The following is an 18,051-nucleotide window of genomic DNA, read 5'->3' as shown; positions in this document are numbered from 1 at the left end:
ACAAATTTTGTTTATTTTAATTTAATATGATCGAGGGGGTAATTTAATGAACTTTACCAAAGAAGAAATCGCTAAAACAATTGACCATACCTTTTTAAATCCAGATGGAAGAATGGCAGATATAGAGAAATTATGCGAGGAGGCAGCCGAATATGGATTTGCTTCTGTAGCAATTGCTCCTGATTTTGTTGAATATGCAGCTAAAAAGCTGGCAGGGACAGGTGTAGAAATTGATGGTACAGTTGGTTTTCCACTCGGCTATAATACAACAGCCGCAAAAGTATTTGAAGCCAGAGAAGAAATTGAACTGGGAGCAACAGAATTAGATATGGTAGTTAATATTGTTGCTGTAAAAGATCATAACTGGAATAAAGTTAAAGACGATATTCAACAGGTAGCTGAAGTCTGTAAAGATATTACTTTTAAAGTCATTTTTGAAACCTGTTATTTAACAGAAAATGAAATAAGAAAACTGGCAGAAATTTGTCTGGAAATTAAGGAAGTTGATTATATTAAAACATCTACCGGTTTTGGTCCCGAAGGGGCAACAGCAGAAAATGTAAAAATAATGAAAGAAGTTGTTGGTGATCAAAAGAAAGTTAAAGCGGCTGGAGGAGTAAGGACACTGGCTGATTATAAAAAAATGATAGAAGCGGGTGCTTCCCGAATTGGAAGCAGTTCAGGTCTCAAGATTATTGCAGAACTGGATGAATAAAAATTATTATGATTGATGGAAGGAGGAAAGTCATTGTCTCAAGAAGAATATGCAGTAGAAATGGAAAATATTACTAAAACTTTCCCGGGAGTCAAAGCTCTTGATCAGGTTAATTTTAAAGTAAAAAAAGGTGAAATACATGGTCTGGTAGGAGAAAATGGCGCGGGTAAATCGACCCTGCTTAAAATATTAATGGGGGTTCATCAAAAAGACTCAGAAAGTGGAGATATCCTTTTAAACGGAAAGAAAGTAGAAATTAATAATCCTATCATGGCTGAAGAACACGGCCTGGCAGCAGTTTATCAGCATATGATGCTTGCTCCCAAGCTGTCTGTAGCAGAAAATATATTCTTAGGTCAGCAGCCAACAAAAAATGGCATAGTTAATTGGGAATATATGTATCAGGAAACAGCAAAATTACTTAAATCACTTGATTTAGATGAAATCAATCCCAGAGCAAGATTAGATACTTTAACTAATGTACAGCAGGAAATGGTTGCTATCTCAAAGGCTATTTCTCATGAGGCAAATATTTTGATCTTTGATGAGCCAACCGCTTTACTGGCTGAAAAGGAGACAGAGGAACTTCATGATACAATGCTGGACCTGAGAGAAAAGGGAGTTTCCATTATATACGTTAATCACAGACTTGATGAGGTATTTGAGGTCTGTGATCGGGTAACTGTTCTTAGAGATGGCAAGTATATTGGAAGCAGAGAAATTTCGGAAGTTAAAGAAGATGATTTAATCACTATGATGGTTGGACGAGAAATTGGTGATTTATATTATAAAGAGGAGATTGAAAAAGGCGAAAAGATTCTGGAAGTGAATAATCTCAATAGTGGTAAAAATGTTAAAAATGCCTCTTTTGAACTACACAAGGGAGAAGTACTGGGCTTCTTTGGTTTAATTGGAGCCGGTAGAACTGAACTTCTACGGACAATTTTTGGTGCTGATAAGATTGATTCGGGAGAAATTAAGATTAATCAAAAGGAAATAAAAATTAGAAAGCCAATTGACTCTATTAAAGCAGGAATTGGATTGATTCCAGAAGACAGACAGAAACAGGGACTGGCCTTACCGCTGAGTGTGCAGGATAACTGTACTCTAGTTAGCTCAATTTATTCAAGCAATTTGGGAGTTCTTGATAAAAAGAAAGAAGAAAAAGAAACTAAAAGAAATGTTGATGAACTAAACATTAAAACTCCATCGATAAGACAGAAAGTAAAGTTTTTAAGTGGAGGTAACCAGCAGAAGGTGGTTATTGCAAAATGGTTAAATGTTGATGCTTCAATTCTCTTTTTTGATGAATCAACGGTAGGTATTGATATTGGTGCAAAAAAAGAAATTTATAAATTGATGGCTGACTTATTAAAAAATGATAAAGCTATAATATTCATTTCTTCTTATCTTCCTGAATTATTGGGGGTATGTGACAGGATTGCTGTAATTTCAGAAGGTGAAATTACAGGTATTTTAGATAGAGAAGAAGCTACTGAAGAAAAATTATTACAATTAGCTACTGTATAAATTAAAAGGATGGTGTATTTAAAGTGGAAGAAAAAACAGTACAAGATAATAAGTTACTTAATTATTTTAAAAACAATCTTTCTAAAGCCACTTTGTTTCTGGTTTTATTTGTAATGTGGGGAATATTGTCTATTTTAAGTCCATACTTTTTTACCTATAATAATATTTTTAACCTGGTACGGCAGACATCAGTTATTGCAGTTGTAGCTACCGGTATGACTTTTGTAATTATTTCTGGTGGTATTGATTTATCTGTAGGTTCCATTGTTGGCGCAAGTGGTATTATAGTAAGTATGCTCTTAATTAATGGGACTCCAATTCTGCTAGCAGTTTTAATTACTCTCTTAATTTGTCTGGGTTTAGGGGCTGTCTCCGGAATGTTTATCTATGAGGGTAATGTACCTCCTTTTATTGCCACTTTAGGTATGATGAGTATGGCAAGAGGCCTTGCCCTGCTTTTAAGTGGAGGTCAGATTTTAACCGGACTGCCCAGGTCTTTTATCAATTTTGCTCAGGTTACATTTCTGGGAATTCCAATGCTGACAATTGTTTTGATAGTAGTAGTTGCAGCAGCCTTTTTTGTTTTAACTAGAACTCGTTTTGGCCGCAATGTTTATACAATTGGAAGCAGTGATGAAGTAGCAAGATTATCCGGTATTAATATGCGGGTAAATTATTATGCAATCTATATGTTAAATGCTTTTCTTTCCGGGGTAGCCGGAATTATGCTTACTTCTCGCTTATCTTCTGGAATCCCTACTTCTGGTAATATGTATGAGCTGGATGCAATTGCTTCGGTTGTAATTGGGGGAGCAAGTTTATCCGGGGCTGAAGGTTCAGTTTTAGGTACCATTATTGGTGCCCTGATTATGTCAACTCTCCGCAATGGTGGAAACTTACTTGGTGTTGACCCATTTTGGCTTAGAATGGCTACAGGTTTACTGATAGTGCTGGCAGTATTATTTGATCAGGTACGGAAAAAACAATAGGCAGGAGGGATCAATTTGTCTAAAACAAAAATTACAGTTATCGGCAGCAATATGATGGATTTAATTACAAACATTAATCGGATGCCTCGTCTGGGAGAGACAATTGAAGCTCCTGATTTTGATCTTGGCTTTGGTGGTAAAGGAGCCAATCAGGCTGTTGCGGCAGCTAAGATTGGATCTGAGGTAGTGATGCTTTCCAAAGTTGGAGATGGATTATTTGGTAGAGAAGTAATTAAGAATTTTAAGAGTTTCGGTATTGATACAGAATATGTTGAAGTGGTTAAAAATACTACCAGTGGAGTTGCTCCAATTTTTGTTGATAAAGATGGTAATAACAGAATTTTAATTGTCAAAGGAGCCAATGCCCATTTAAAGCCAGCTGATATAGATAGAGCTAAAGATAAAATTCTGGGCAGTGACTTTATTCTACTGCAGTTAGAAATTCCGCTGGAGACAGTATATCATGCTATCGATTTTGGAGTTGAAAATGAGATACCGGTTATTTTAAACCCGGCTCCGGCTGCAGAACTGGACTTTAAATATGTCAAAAAAGCTTCGATTTTTATTCCCAATGAAACAGAATTAGAAACAATTACCAAAATGCCGGTTGATAGTCTGGAAAATATTAAAAAAGCTGCGGAGTCACTTTTAACCCAGGAACTTGAAAAAATAATTGTAACTATGGGAGAAAAGGGTTCACTGCTGGTCTCAAAAGATATTACAGAATTAGTTCCCGCTTATCAGATTGAACCAAAGGATACAACAGGTGCTGGAGATGCTTTTATTGGCAGTTTTGCAAATTTCTATGCAGAAACAAAAGATATTTTAAAAGCTATGGAGATGGCCAATAAATATGCTGCCCTCTCAACTCTTAATACAGGCACCCAGAAATCTTTTTACAGCAGAGAAGATTTTGAAAAATACTTTGAATAGATAAATGCTAAATAAAAAGTTTTAAACATTATCTGATCAAACAGGAGGTATTATATTATGGGGAAATATATTTTAGCCCATGATTTTGGTACAACAGGAAATAAAGCAACTTTATATAATAGTGAGGGTCAGCTTGTTGGCAGTCATTTATCTGAATATGAAACTTTTTATCCAGAGGTTAACTGGGCGGAACAGAATCCGGCTGACTGGTGGCAGGCAGTCTGTAAGTCAACAAAGAAATTGATTTCTGAAAGCGGAATTAAAAAAGAAGAAATTGCTGTCATTAGTTTTAGTGCTCAAATGATGGGCTGTCTGCCCTTAGATAGGAATGGAGATCCTCTGCGTCGTTCAATTATCTGGGCTGACCAGCGAAGTACAAAGCAGGCAGATAAACTCAGAGATAAAGTAGGAGCAGAAAAGGTTTATCAGATAACAGGGCATCGAGTTAGCCCCGCTTATTCGGTAGAAAAAATAATGTGGATTATGGATAATCAGCCCGAAATTTATGAGAAAACATATAAGTTTGTTCATGCCAAAGATTATATAGTTAATAAGCTGACCGGTGAATTTGTAACAGATTACTCTGATGCCTCAGGTATGAACCTCTATGATATTAATAAAAAAGAATGGTCAGCCGAAATAATTTCTGCAGTTGGCCTGGATAAGGAGAAACTGCCGGAGGTGAGATCATCTTTTGACATTATAGGTAAAGTCCAAAAAGAAGCTGCCGAAGAGATAGGCCTTAAGGAAGGTACACCGGTAGTTTTAGGTTCTGGAGATGGGGCGGCAGCAGGAGTTGGAGCTGCAGTTGTCAGAGAGGGAAGTGCCTATAATTATATTGGTTCATCTTCCTGGATTGCCCTGGCCACCGAAAAGCCAATTTTAGATCCAGAGCAGCAAACTTTTAACTGGATCCATATGGACCCTGAAATGTATATGCCCTGTGGAACCATGCAGTCGGCCGGAGCCTCCTATAACTGGTTAAAAAACACTCTCTGTCAGGTAGAAGAGCAGGCTGCTCAGAATTTAGATCTTAGTGTTTATGAGCTGATGAATCTTTCAGTAGAAGATTCAAATCCCGGTGCCAATAACCTTCTTTATTTACCCTATTTGATGGGAGAGAGAAGTCCCCACTGGAATCCAAATGCCAGGGGAGCCTTTATTGGTCTGACTTTAAGACACGACAGAAAAGATATAATCCGATCAGTTTTGGAAGGAGTTACTTTCAACCTTAAAATAATCAGTAAAATCTTTGAAAATGAAATTGATTTTTCTCAGATTAGAGTTATTGGTGGTGGAGCAAAGGGCAGAACCTGGCGCAAAATAATGGCCGATATCTATGATAAGGAAGTTTTAATGCCAGAAATTCTGGAAGAAGCTACTTCTCTTGGGGCAGCAATTGCCGGGGGAGTTGGAGTCGGAATTTTCTCCGGAGTTGAGGTAGCAGAAGAATTAAATCCGATAGTGGAAAGACAGTTGCCAGATCCAAAGAATGTGGAGAAGTACAAAAAGCTTTATCCGGTCTTTAAAGATGCCTATTTATCTCTTGTCGGGGTCTATGACAGCCTTTCGAAAATTGATTAGGATTGCTTAAACTGGAATTTGGATCGAAATAATTTTAAAAAGCTGAGAATTTAATTTTTAGTGTTGATAAATTGGAGGGGTTAAAGTGCTTTATAGAAAATTAGGTAGTTCTGATTTAGAAGTCTCAGTTCTGGGCTTTGGCTGCTGGCCGGTGGGGAATGACTGGACAGAAGCTAACGATAAAAGTTCTGTAGAAACAATTAGAGAAGCGATTGAGCTGGGGGTAAATTTCTTTGATGTGGCTCCGGTCTATGGTTTTGGCCATGCAGAAAAAGTGCTCGGTGAAGCTATCAACGGAAAAAGAGATCAGATTTATATTGCCAGCAAATGCGGACTGCGCTGGGATGATTCCAAAAGAATAACCCGCAATCTTTCGCGTAAGAGTATTTTAGAAGAAATTGATTTGACTTTAGGCAGGCTGGATATAGATTATCTGGACCTCTATCAGCTGCATTGGCCCGATCCGAATACCCCTTTAGAAGAAACAATTTCTACCTTAAACGAGCTAAAAGAAAAGGGAAAGATCCGCAATATAGGCTTAAGTAATTATAATGTATTTTTGATCAAAGAGGCCCGAAAATATGGGGAAATTGTAAGTGACCAGGTTCTATATAATATGATAGACAGAAATTCTGATCACTATCACGATTTACCCCTAAACTACAGAACAGAGACAGAAATTTTACCCTATGCTGCAGAAAATGAACTGGGTGTAATTCCCTACAGTCCGCTCTGTCAGGGATTATTAACCGACAGTTTTGAAATCGAAAGACTTAATAATGGTGATGTAAGAACAGCCAATCCCGAACTTAGAGGTGAAAAGCTTCAGCATAATCTAAAAAAAGCGGCTGAGGTTAGAAAAATTGCTAAAAAGTTAGGAAAACCGATGGTGCAGCTGGTTTTAAACTGGCTTGCTGCTAAAAAAGGAATTTCGACAATTATTGCCGGCCCAACTAATGTGGAAGAGGTTAGAGAAAATGTCAGAGCCTTTGATTGGGAGCTGGATCCGGAGATAAGAACTGAGATTGACAATATTCTAGAGGAATAAGTTGATTTAAGTTTTTGATTATCTGAATATTAGTTTCAGCCATAAATAATTTTAAGAAAATTATTCTGAGAGTCTAATTTATCGAAAGGGGAATGATATTATGAAACGCAAGGGTATTTTAAACCGTGAAATTAGCAGAATTTTGGCCAGTCTGGGGCATGGACAGTATTTATTAGTCTGTGATGCCGGCTTTCCGATTCCAGAAGAAGCTGACTGTGTTGACCTCTCTTTGAAAAAAGGAATTCCTGATCTGCCAACAGTTTTGAGTACTATCAATGAGGAATTTATTAGTGAAAAGGTAATGTTTGCTTTTGAAGTACCTGAAAATAACGCACCTCTCTATGCTGAATTGGAAAGAATCTTTCCGGAAGTCGACTTTGAAGAAATTTCACATGAAAGAATTTTAAATGAAATTGCCTATGAAGCGCGGGCAATAATCAGAACCGGCGACTATAATCCCTGGGGAAATATTGTGCTGCAGGCAGGAACAGATCCTTATGCCTGGTTTGAAAAGGAAGGTTTAAAAATGCCTGATTTTTATAAAAAGCGGATTAAAGATATTGAAGAAACAGGAAAGAGAGATATGTTTTATAAGAGTGAGGAAGAATAGCTAGGAGGTAATCTATGGAGCTTTATGTTGATAGTGCAAATGTAGAAATAATAAAAGAATTAAATCAGTGGCTTCCTCTGGATGGAGTTACAGTTAATCCATCTATTGTTGCTGCTGAAGATAAAGAACTATTTCCTCTACTGGATGAACTATTAAAGTTAAGCAAAAAGCATCTTCATGTTCAGGTTTTATCAGAAAAAAAGGAAGAAATAATTAAAGAGGCTGAAAAACTGCATTCAATTTCAGAAAAAATTGTGGTTAAAATTCCGGTCAGTCAGCAGGGACTGGCGGCAATAAAGGAACTTGACACAGAGAAAATTAAAATTACCGCAACAGCTATCTTTACTGTGACTCAGGCTTTCAGTGCAGCCAAAGCAGGAGCAGCTTATCTGGCTCCCTATGTCAGCAGGCTGGATAGAGTAGAACAGTCTGGTGTTAAAATGGTCAGAGAAATGCAGGAGATGGTTGAGCTTAACGACTTTTCAGCAAAAATAATTACAGCCAGTATAAAAAATGCTAACCAGGTTAAAGAACTGATTAGAACTGGTGCTCAGGCGATGACATTGAGTCCGGAAATACTTATTCAATCTCATCAACATCCCCTGACTGATCAGGCTGTAGAAATGTTTAGAGATGACTGGATCAATAAATTTAAAAATTATAATCTTGACTCAAAATTAAAATAGAATTTAAATTACAGTCTTTAATCGAAATAATTTCAGAACTGAAATTGCTATTTTTTTGCTAAGCTGTAATTCAGACAATCCTGCCCTTAAATTTAGGCAGGATTGTTATTCTTCCGGCTGGAAAATTGATTTATCAGGCTAAAATATCATCAATTTTGATTTATGTAAAATGACTAAAAGTAAAAATAATAAAAAATAAAAGAATTATAAATTTTTATAAAAAAATAATCAGCTAATAATACAAACATAAAAAAGAATTAAACAAAAAAAGTTAAGAAAAAACTTGAAATTATTTTTAATTTATTATACAATTCAAATAGTTGCAAAACATTTAACAATTTTAATAATTTAATAAAATAAGTTATATTTTTGAAATTAAGAAAAAATATAAAACTATTTAATTTTTTAATAAAAAATCTGAAAGGGGTTTCAGATGGTAACAATATACGATATAGCGAGAAAAGCAGGTGTTTCAATTACAACTGTATCTAGAGTAATTAATAATCATCCTTATGTTAAAGATGAGACAAAAGAAAAAATAGAAAAACTTTTAAAAGAAACAGGATATGTGCCAAATAGTAACGCAAGCAGTCTAGTTAGTAAAAAAACAAATACTATTGCCGTAATACTGCCAGATATTACAAATAGTTTTTTTGCGAATATTTTTAGAGGTGCTGAAGAAAGAGCCAATTCTCAAAATTTTACTGTAATATATGGAAATACAAATGAGGATTCTGAAAGAGAAAAACAATATATTAATACTTTTATTGAAAAAAGAGTTGATGGTGTGATTCTTGATCCGATTTCAACAGATTTAGATATTATTAAGCCTCTGGAACAAAATGATATCCCCTTTGTCTTAATTGATCGAAATATTAAGGGGGCCAAAAAAAGTCATGTCGGGATTCATAATAAAAAAGAGGCATTTCGGATTGTTAATTATTTAATTGAGCAGGGGAAGAAAAAAATTGCCCTTATTTCTGCCTCAGAAGAATTGTCAGTATATAAAGATCGAAAAAAAGGTTATATAAATGCCTTAAAAGAATCAGGTTTAGATGTAGAAAATGATTATATAAAAATTGGTACAAAGCCAATAAAAGAAGTTGGCTATAACTTAACTAAAAAAATGTTGCAGTCATCAAAACTACCGGATGCAGTTTTTGCAGCTAATAACTTTTTGGCAGTTGGAGTTTATAATGCTCTAAAAGATTTAGATTATAGGGTGCCGGAGGATATCTCTATTGTATGTTTTGATGATTTTGACACAGGAACAGTTATTTCACCATTTTTTACCTCTATAATTCAGCCGGCGAGTAAAATGGGGACAGCAGCAATGGACTTATTATTAGATAAAATTGAAGGAGGGGATAATAAAAGTGAGCAGATTTATCTAAAAAGTGAATTGTGTATCAGAAAATCTACTTAAAAATAATTTTTTTAATATTGAAATAATTATTTGAGATTGGGGTGACAAATAAGTGGAAAATGATTTAATACAAATGAACAACATTGAAAAATCCTTTCCAGGTGTTAAAGCACTTGATAAATGTAAATTCAACTTAAAAAAAGGTGAAGTTCATGCTTTAGTTGGTGAAAATGGAGCAGGGAAATCAACTTTGATGAAAGTTCTTACAGGAGTTTATAAAGAAGATGCAGGAGAAATTTTTCATAAGAATCAAAAAGTAGAGATTAATTCTCCGAAAAAAGCTCAAGATTTGGGAATAAGTATTATTTATCAAGAATTAAATTTAATGCCTCATCTTACTGTGGCTGAAAATGTATTTATAGGCAGAGAAGAAAAGAAAAATAAGTTATTTATTGATAAGAAGAAATTGAATAAGAAAACAAAAGACTTTTTAGATATGTTAAATATTAATTTAGATCCACAAGCAAAAGTAAAAGATTTGACTGTTGCAAAACAGCAAATGGTTGAGATAATTAAAGCTTTATCTTATCAATCAGAAGTTTTAATTATGGATGAGCCTACAGCTTCTTTGACTGATTCGGAAATTGAAGATCTATTTAGAATTGTAAGAAGATTAAGAAATGAAGGGGTAGGAATTATATACATATCACATAGGCTAGAAGAATTAAAGCAAATAACAGATCGTATAACAGTTATGAGAAATGGAAAATATATTGATACAGTTGCGACTAAAGAGGCTGAGATAGATAATATTATTAATATGATGGTTGGAAGAGAAGTATATGAGACTTCGAGTAATAAAAATTCAAAAAATGAAAATGAAGTTATACTTGAAGTTAAAAATCTAACAAGAAAAGGTGCTTTTAAAGATATTAGCTTCAATTTAAAAAAGGGAGAAATTTTGGGTATGTCAGGTTTGGTCGGTGCAGGAAGAACAGAGGTTGCAAGAGCTATATTTGGTGCTGATGAAATTGATGCTGGAGAAATTTATATTCATGGTAAAAAAGTCAATATTGATAGTCCCAGTAAATCTGTTGAAGTAGGTATAGGTTATCTATCAGAAGATAGAAAACGTTATGGATTGGCTTTAGGCCGTGATGTAGCAACTAATATTGTTTTAGCAAATATGAATGAATATATGAATAAGTTTGGATTTATGAAGGAAAATAAAATAAAGAAATTTGCTCAAAATCAGGTACAGCAGTTAAATATTAAAACTCCAAATTTAAAACAAGATGTTAAAAATTTATCCGGAGGTAATCAACAAAAAGTTGTTATTGGAAAATGGTTGGATAAAGATAGTGAAATTTTAATATTTGATGAACCTACTCGAGGAATTGATGTTGGTGCTAAAAATGAAATTTATAAACTTTTAAATAATTTAGTTGAAGAAGGAAAATCCATTATTATGATTTCTTCGGAATTACCAGAAATTTTACGTATGAGCCATCGAGTTTTAGTTATGTGTGAGGGAAGATTAACCGGAGAACTTGGTATTGAAGAAGCTACGAAAGAAAAAATTATGAAATTTGCAACAATGCGTAAATAAAAATAAGATATTGGAGGCAATAGAATGGATGCTAATGCTAAAGAAAAGAAAAAGCTAATTTCAGCCGATTCAAAACAAAAATTACTTGCATTTTCTAGTTTGATTATGATGATAATTGTATTTTCATTTGCTTCACCTCATTTTGCAACATTTTCTAATTTCATTGGAATTCTTATATCTACAGCAGTAACAGGTCTTTTAGCAATTGGTGTAACATTTATTATAATAACGGGGGGGATCGATCTTTCGGTTGGAACTGTAATGACATTTGGCTCTGTTATGACAGGGGTTATTATTACTTTTATGGGATTACCACTCTGGATGGGAGTGCTTGGAGGTTTACTTGCCGGCACATTAGCTGGAACTGTCAATGGTGCTTTAGTTGCTAAACTCAAAATACCACCATTTATTGCAACTCTTGGTATGATGATGGTTGCTGAAGGTCTGAATCTTGTTATTTCTGGTACTAAGCCAATTTATTTTATGCAAACCCCGGTATTTAGAAAAATTGCAATGGGAAAATTCATGAATATTCCACATGCAGTTTTTGTTTTCTTGGGTGCTGCATTTATTGCAGGTATTATACTAGATAAAACTGTATTTGGTAAATATACATATGCTATTGGTAGCAATGAAGAAGCAGTAAGATTATCAGGTGTTAATGTAGATAAATGGAAAATAGCTATATATGCTTTAGGCGGTTTTTTTAATGGTCTGGCTGGTGTAATTATGGCTTCCCGATTAAATTCAGCTCAACCTGCTCTGGGAGCTGGTTATGAATTAGAAGCAATTGCTGCAGTTGTAATTGGCGGTACTTCTTTAAGTGGAGGAAAAGGTACAATATTGGGAACAATAATTGGTGCTTTTATTATGAGTGTTTTGACAAATGGATTAAGAATTTTGTCTATACCGCAGGAATGGCAGACAGTTATTACGGGTGCTATTGTAATTATTGCAGTATATACAGACATTTTAAGAAGAAAGCAGTCTGCTTAATTTAATGTTATTAAGCCTATATAAAGGCTTTATAAAAAAATAATAGGAGGTTATATTTATGAAAAAAGTATCATTATTATTAGTTTTGTTGGCGGTTTTTATGGCGTTTACTGGGACGGCTTTTGCTCAAGATAAACCTTATGTGGCAATTGTTTCTAAAGGTTTTCAACACCAATTCTGGCAGGCAGTAAGACAGGGGGCAGAAGAAGCTGCACAAGATTATAATGTGGAAATTACTTATGAAGGTCCTGAAAGCGAATCTCAGGTTGCAGTTCAGATTGATATGCTGCAGACAGCAATGGATAAAGATCCAGATGCACTTGTTTTTGCAGCTTTGGATACTCAGGCAGCATTACCTCTAATTGAAGAAGCAGAGTCTAAAGAAATTCCAATAATTGCATTTGATTCAGGTGTTGATAGTGATATTCCTGTAACCACAGCTGCTACTGATAACTATGCAGCTTCAGCTTATGCAGCAGATAAAATGGCAGAATTAATTGGATATCAAGGTAAAGTAGCAGTTATTGTTCATGATCAGACAAGTGTTACTGGTGTAGAAAGAAGAGATGGATTTTTGGATAGAATGAAAAATCGCTATCCAGAAATTGAAGTTGTTGATGTTCAATATGGTGGAGGAGATCACTTAAAATCTACTGATTTAGCTAAGAGTATTATGGAAGCAAATCCCGATTTAGATGGATTTTTTGGTGCAAATGAAGGTTCAGCTGTAGGTGTTGTTAATGGTATAATGGAATTAGGTAGGGAAGATATAGCAACAGTTGGTTTTGATTCCGGAAGTATTTTGCTTAATGCAATTAGAAATGGAATTATGGATGGTGCTATTACTCAGAACCCTGTCGGTATTGGTTATAGAGCGGTAGAAGCAGCTGTTAAAGCAATGAATGGTGAAGAATTACCAGAAATGATTGATACAGGATTTTATTATTATAATGCAAGAAATATGGATTCAGAAATTCTACAACCTTTACTATATGAATAAAATTAGGACGCTTTAGCTTTATTTTATCAGTTTAATTGATCAATAATTTATTTTAATAGGCCGGGTTAATTATTTTGCCCGGCTTATTAAAATACATAGTAGTTATCAGCTCTGAAAAAATATGTTTCCCAGAAAAAGGAGTTATTTTATGTTAAAAGGAATTTCTAAAATTATCAGTCCTGAATTAATAAAGATTTTAATGGAAATGGGTCATGGAGATGAAATTGTAATTGCAGATGGAAATTTTCCGGCTGAAAGTAAAGGCCAGCGAGTTGTCCGTTTAGATGGACATAAGGTTCCAGAGGTGCTCAGTGCTATTTTAAAATTATTTCCTCTGGATTCATATGTAGATAATCCAGTGATTTTGATGGAAACTACAGTTAAAGATAAAGACTTAAAACCTCAGATTTGGGATAAATATAATAAGATAGTTAATAATAATTCTAATGATAAAATTGAATTTAAACAGATAGATCGATTTGATTTTTATAAAAGAGCAGAAAAAGCTTATGCAGTAATTGCAACAGGAGAAATGGCTCTTTATGCTAATATTATTTTAAAAAAAGGGATAATAACAGATTAGAATTAAAGTTTAATATAAATAATGAAGCCCATAATTTTTTAACTTTTTGAGTAAAGCTAATAATTAATTGCAAAAAATGAGAGGGAGGCAAAAAATGAGTGATTTTAAAGGTAAAAAAAGACTAATAGGTTCAATGCCTAAAATAGGAATTAGACCAATCATTGATGGAAGAGAAAGAGGAGTCAGGGAATCCTTAGAAGACCAGACGATGGGGCTGGCTGAAAGAGTAGCTGAGTTTTTAGAGGAAAATTTAAGACATCCTAATGGAATGCCGGTTGAATGTGTGATTGCTGACAGTACTATTGGTGGAGTGGCAGAAGCAGCAGCAGCTGAAGAAAAGTTTCAGCGTGAAGGTGTTGGTGTCTCCTTAAGTGTAACCCCTTCCTGGTGCTATGGAACTGAAACCATCGATCAGAATCCTCTCAGACCAAAAGCTATCTGGGGTTTTAATGGCTCCGAAAGACCGGGGGCTGTTTACCTGGCAGCAGCGGCAGCAGGACATAATCAAAAGGGCCTGCCTGTCTTTAAAATTTATGGTGAGGATGTACAGGACGCTGGAGATGAGAGTATTCCAGAAGATGTTAAAGAGAAAATACTTAAATTTGTCAAAGCTGGCCTGGCAGTTGCAACAATGAAAGGCAAGTCTTATCTATCGATGGGTGGAGTTTCAATGGGTATAGCAGGCTCCATAGTAGATGAAGAGGTTTTTCAGGATTACTTAGGTATGAGAAATGAATATATAGATATGAGTGAGTTTACTCGTAGGATAGAAGAAGAAATATATGATCAAGAAGAGTTTGAAAAAGCCATGGAATGGGTCAAAGAAAACTGCACCGAAGGTAAGGATAATAATCCTGAGGAAGAGCAGTTCAGTAGAGATGAAAAAGATGAGCAGTGGGAATTTGTAGTTAAAATGACTCTGATAGCTCGAGACTTAATGGTTGGTAATCCTAAATTAAAAGAAATTGGTTATGGAGAGGAAGCTATGGGTCATAATGCAATCGCAGCAGGATTCCAGGGACAGCGGCAGTGGACAGATTATTTCCCTAATGGAGACTTTATGGAGGCAATTCTTAATTCATCTTTTGACTGGAATGGAATTAGAGAAGCTTATATAATGGCTACTGAAAATGACAGCTTAAATGCAGTGCCGATGCTTTTTAACCATCTTCTAACAAATAGAGCTCAGATTTTTTCAGATGTAAGAACCTTCTGGAGTCCAGAGGCTGTTGAAAGAGTAACAGGAAAAAAACTAACTGGTAGAGCTGAAAATGGAATAATCCACTTAATCAACTCAGGCTCAACAACTCTTGATGGAACCGGTAAGATGAAAGATGAAGACGGAAATCCAGTAATGAAAGAATTTTGGAATATCAGTGAAGAAGAAGTAGATACCTGCCTTGAGGCTACAGAGTGGCGCCCTGCAAACTTAGGTTACTTTAGAGGGGGAGGCTATTCTTCTCAATTTCTATCTGAAGGTGGTATGCCTGTAACAATGGTCAGAATGAATACCGTCAAAGGATTAGGTCCTGTGCTGCAGATAGCAGAGGGATACACAGTTGATATAGATCCTGAAATCCATGAAGTATTAAATCAGAGAACAGATCCAACCTGGCCGACAACCTGGTTTGTGCCAAATCTGACAGGAGAAGGAGCTTTTAAAGATGTTTATTCAGTAATGAACAACTGGGGCTCAAATCATGGAGCAATTAGTTATGGACATATAGGAGATCAGTTAATTACCCTGGCGTCAATGCTCAGGATACCAGTCAATATGCATAATGTCGGAGAAGAAAGAATCTTTAGACCGGATGCCTGGAACCTTTTTGGCACCAAGGATTTAGAAAGTGCTGATTATAGAGCCTGTAAGAATTTTGGACCTCTCTATGGCTAATCAGACATCAAAATTATTCTACTGAGATATAAATAGAATAAAATTAAATAATCAGCAGGTCTGGAGTTTATTAGCGGATCTGCTGGTTATTATAATTTGAAATAAGAAATAGGCGGTGAACAAATGGGAAATTCATATTTAGAAATTGGTCCAAAAGTGGCTCCAATATTTATTCTGCTAATTTTAGGATACTTACTTAAAAGAAATAGCTTTCTTAAAGCAGATTCAATAGTTGAAATCAAAAAAATAATTATTAATTTTTCTTTACCCGCTGTTTTGTTTACATCTTTTTTGACTTTAAATATACAATTAAATTTTATCTGGATCATTTTAATAATTGTTATAATCAATCTGGTTATGCTCTATTTAGGAAAACTATTTGCAATTTTTATTAATAATAATGATCCATATTTACCACTTATTTTTACTGGCTTTGAGGTTGGAATGCTGGGAATTCCTTTGTTTGGAACAATTTATGGCTTGGATAATGTTAAATTCATGGGGGTAGTTGATATTGGACAGGAATTATATGTCTGGTTTATTTTATTAGCTTTTTTATTACAGCTTAAAAATGACAAACATAATGACGGTTTTAAAAATCTTTTTAAAGCATTTATCTCATCACCTGTAATAATTTCAATTATTTCTGCTTTATTTATTAACATTACAGGTATTACTCGGCTGATTGGAGAAACATTATTCTATACTTCTCTTATAAATACTTTAGATTTACTGGCAAGTTTAACCATCCCTTTAATTTTAATTGTTATTGGTTATGAAATTGATTTTAAATTGAAGGATATATCTCTTTCATTTGGGATAGTAATAATTAGATTGTTTTTTTATATAATTTTTGGTCTGCTGATTGCTAAGTACATATTTACAGATTTACTTTCTTTATCACAGATGTATTCCAGAGCCTTATTAAGTGTTTTAATTTTACCTCCACCTTTCATTTTACCTCTTTTCATAAAAAAAGAAGATTTAAAAAATAGGCTTTATATAAATAGTGCATTATCACTGCATACACTCTTATCAATTGCTATTTTTGTTTTAATCAGTTTCATTATATAACTGCATAATAAATTATATAACATAATGTTTTAGATGATAATTCTATAGTGAGGCTCAGCTAGTTGGCAGTCATCTATCTGAGTATTATTTATTAAACTTCTAGAAGGGAAAGGAATGATAAAATGAAAGCTGCACGTTTAAAATCTTTAAAAAACTTAGAAGTAGTTGAGATGGATAAGCCTGAACTGCAGGCCGGAGAGGTTCTAGTTCGGGTTAAATCAGGTGGAATCTGCGGTACGGACATGCATATTTTTGCTAAAGAAAATGCCTTTTCTCATCATCTGGGCCATGAATTAAGCGGAGAAGTAGTAGAAAACAGGAGTGAGGAATATGACTTTAAACAGGGAGATAGAGTTGTAATTGACAATGCAACAAACTGTGGAGTCTGTAAATTTTGCAAAAATGGCCAGCTGGAATACTGTTCAGATATTAGAAATCTTTTAATGGAAGAGCGGCTGAGCTTCCAGGAATATGTTGCAGTTCCAGCCAGAAGTCTTTATAAATTTGAGGATCTTTCTTTTCAGGCAGCTGCCCTGGCGGAGCCTTTTACGGTGGCTCTAGAAATGATAGCCACAGCTGAAGTAGAAGCAGGACAGGATATTGCTGTTTTTGGACCGGGACCAATTGGTTTAATGGCTGCTGCATATGCTAGACATATTGGAGTCAATAAGATCTACCTCACCGGCCGCAGTCACAGCAAAAAGCGGCTGGAGCTGGGACGAAAAATTGGAGTGGATGAAATTATAGAGGTTGATCAAGAAGATACAGTTGAGTTTTTTAAAGAGAGAAATTTAAAACTGGACCGAGTTCTAATTACTGCTCCCCCTTATACAATTAAAGACGCCGTTCAGATTCTCCGCTTTGGTGGAATTTTAACCTATATTGGCTTTAGCTTTGACGGCCGTGAAAATGTGGAGCTTAATTTTAATGATATTCATCTTAATAAACTGCAGATTAGAGCAACTCACGCGATACCAAACCGCTTCTTTCCGGCTGCCTTAGAAAATATTAAAAAGGGAGTTATCAATGCCGAAGACTTTATAAGCAGAGAGTTTATGCTGGCTGATGTTCAGAAAGCTTTTGAATTCACTTTAGATAATGAAACAATTAAAACCCTGATCAATATTGACTGATTAAAATTAAAGCTATTTCCCAATAAGCTTTAATTTTAAACTAATTATTGCTATACTGTCTATAGTTATTAAAATAGAAGCAGTTAGAGGTGATATGATGGCCGGAAATAAAAGAGCAGATATTAAAAAAGGTTTAAAGGTTAAAGTTGTGCAGAAAAAGGATCAGCGCAGTGGAAATTTAACCGAGGGTGTTGTGAAGAGAATTTTAACCAATTCTGCAACTCATCCGCACGGAATTAAAGTTATGCTAGAAGATGGTAGGGTTGGCAGAGTTAAAGAAATAATTGAATAAAATAAGTAA

The 18,051-nt window shown here is 34.8% G+C and carries 17 protein-coding genes; all 17 read left to right on the top strand.

Annotated features, from left to right (window positions below; all coding sequences use genetic code 11):
- Positions 1-46 precede the first annotated feature (46 nt).
- The 17 genes from deoC to DFR80_RS04890 all read left to right on the top strand — a co-directional run bounded on the left by deoC (position 47) and on the right by DFR80_RS04890 (position 18,042).
- A complete protein-coding gene (gene deoC, locus DFR80_RS04970; RefSeq protein ID WP_076545590.1) occupies positions 47-715 on the top strand; it encodes a deoxyribose-phosphate aldolase in 669 nt (222 codons plus the stop codon).
- 33 nt (positions 716-748) lie between these two features.
- On the top strand, positions 749-2,245 hold the full coding sequence (locus DFR80_RS04965) for a sugar ABC transporter ATP-binding protein (protein ID WP_233493726.1): 1,497 nt from the start codon (positions 749-751) through the stop codon (positions 2,243-2,245).
- 23 nt (positions 2,246-2,268) lie between these two features.
- Positions 2,269-3,234 (top strand): ABC transporter permease, encoded by a 966-nt coding sequence (locus DFR80_RS04960; protein ID WP_076545589.1) that lies wholly within the window; start codon positions 2,269-2,271, stop codon positions 3,232-3,234.
- Positions 3,235-3,249: 15 nt separating this feature from the next.
- Complete coding sequence (gene rbsK / locus DFR80_RS04955; RefSeq protein ID WP_199505776.1) at positions 3,250-4,167, top strand: ribokinase; 918 nt, start codon at positions 3,250-3,252, stop codon at positions 4,165-4,167.
- Positions 4,168-4,224: 57 nt separating this feature from the next.
- The gene (gene xylB / locus DFR80_RS04950; protein ID WP_114489362.1) at positions 4,225-5,751 is read left to right on the top strand and encodes a xylulokinase; all 1,527 of its coding nucleotides are present in this window, start codon (positions 4,225-4,227) and stop codon (positions 5,749-5,751) included.
- Positions 5,752-5,836: 85 nt separating this feature from the next.
- Entirely contained in the window at positions 5,837-6,799 is a 963-nt protein-coding gene (locus DFR80_RS04945; RefSeq protein ID WP_076545587.1) for an aldo/keto reductase, read from the top strand.
- Between the two features lie 100 nt (positions 6,800-6,899).
- A complete protein-coding gene (gene rbsD, locus DFR80_RS04940) occupies positions 6,900-7,409 on the top strand; it encodes a D-ribose pyranase (protein ID WP_076545586.1) in 510 nt (169 codons plus the stop codon).
- Positions 7,410-7,423: 14 nt separating this feature from the next.
- A complete protein-coding gene (locus DFR80_RS04935) occupies positions 7,424-8,095 on the top strand; it encodes a transaldolase family protein (protein WP_114489361.1) in 672 nt (223 codons plus the stop codon).
- A 433-nt stretch (positions 8,096-8,528) separates the two neighbouring features.
- Positions 8,529-9,521 carry a LacI family DNA-binding transcriptional regulator gene (locus DFR80_RS04930; protein WP_076545584.1) on the top strand — a complete coding sequence of 331 codons (993 nt, stop codon included), beginning with the start codon at positions 8,529-8,531 and terminating at the stop codon, positions 9,519-9,521.
- 52 nt (positions 9,522-9,573) lie between these two features.
- Entirely contained in the window at positions 9,574-11,070 is a 1,497-nt protein-coding gene (locus DFR80_RS04925) for a sugar ABC transporter ATP-binding protein (protein ID WP_114489360.1), read from the top strand.
- Positions 11,071-11,094: 24 nt separating this feature from the next.
- Positions 11,095-12,066, top strand: coding sequence for an ABC transporter permease (locus tag DFR80_RS04920; RefSeq protein WP_076545583.1), 972 nt, complete (start codon positions 11,095-11,097; stop codon positions 12,064-12,066).
- Positions 12,067-12,124: 58 nt separating this feature from the next.
- Positions 12,125-13,066 carry an ABC transporter substrate-binding protein gene (locus DFR80_RS04915; RefSeq protein ID WP_076545582.1) on the top strand — a complete coding sequence of 314 codons (942 nt, stop codon included), beginning with the start codon at positions 12,125-12,127 and terminating at the stop codon, positions 13,064-13,066.
- A gap of 148 nt (positions 13,067-13,214) precedes the next feature.
- On the top strand, positions 13,215-13,649 hold the full coding sequence (fucU, locus tag DFR80_RS04910) for an L-fucose mutarotase (protein WP_076545581.1): 435 nt from the start codon (positions 13,215-13,217) through the stop codon (positions 13,647-13,649).
- Positions 13,650-13,743: 94 nt separating this feature from the next.
- Positions 13,744-15,543 carry an L-fucose isomerase gene (locus tag DFR80_RS04905; RefSeq protein ID WP_114489359.1) on the top strand — a complete coding sequence of 600 codons (1,800 nt, stop codon included), beginning with the start codon at positions 13,744-13,746 and terminating at the stop codon, positions 15,541-15,543.
- 123 nt (positions 15,544-15,666) lie between these two features.
- The gene (locus DFR80_RS04900) at positions 15,667-16,617 is read left to right on the top strand and encodes an AEC family transporter (protein ID WP_114489358.1); all 951 of its coding nucleotides are present in this window, start codon (positions 15,667-15,669) and stop codon (positions 16,615-16,617) included.
- Positions 16,618-16,739: 122 nt separating this feature from the next.
- On the top strand, positions 16,740-17,750 hold the full coding sequence (locus DFR80_RS04895) for a zinc-binding dehydrogenase (RefSeq protein WP_114489357.1): 1,011 nt from the start codon (positions 16,740-16,742) through the stop codon (positions 17,748-17,750).
- Between the two features lie 97 nt (positions 17,751-17,847).
- Complete coding sequence (locus tag DFR80_RS04890) at positions 17,848-18,042, top strand: YwbE family protein (RefSeq protein WP_076545577.1); 195 nt, start codon at positions 17,848-17,850, stop codon at positions 18,040-18,042.
- Positions 18,043-18,051 lie beyond the last annotated feature (9 nt).

This window comes from Halanaerobium sp. ST460_2HS_T2 (genome assembly GCF_003337665.1).
GTDB classification, from domain to species: domain Bacteria; phylum Bacillota; class Halanaerobiia; order Halanaerobiales; family Halanaerobiaceae; genus Halanaerobium; species Halanaerobium kushneri.
The sequence above is the reverse complement of the archived record's forward strand: the minus strand, read 5'-3'. Positions and strand labels throughout refer to the sequence as shown.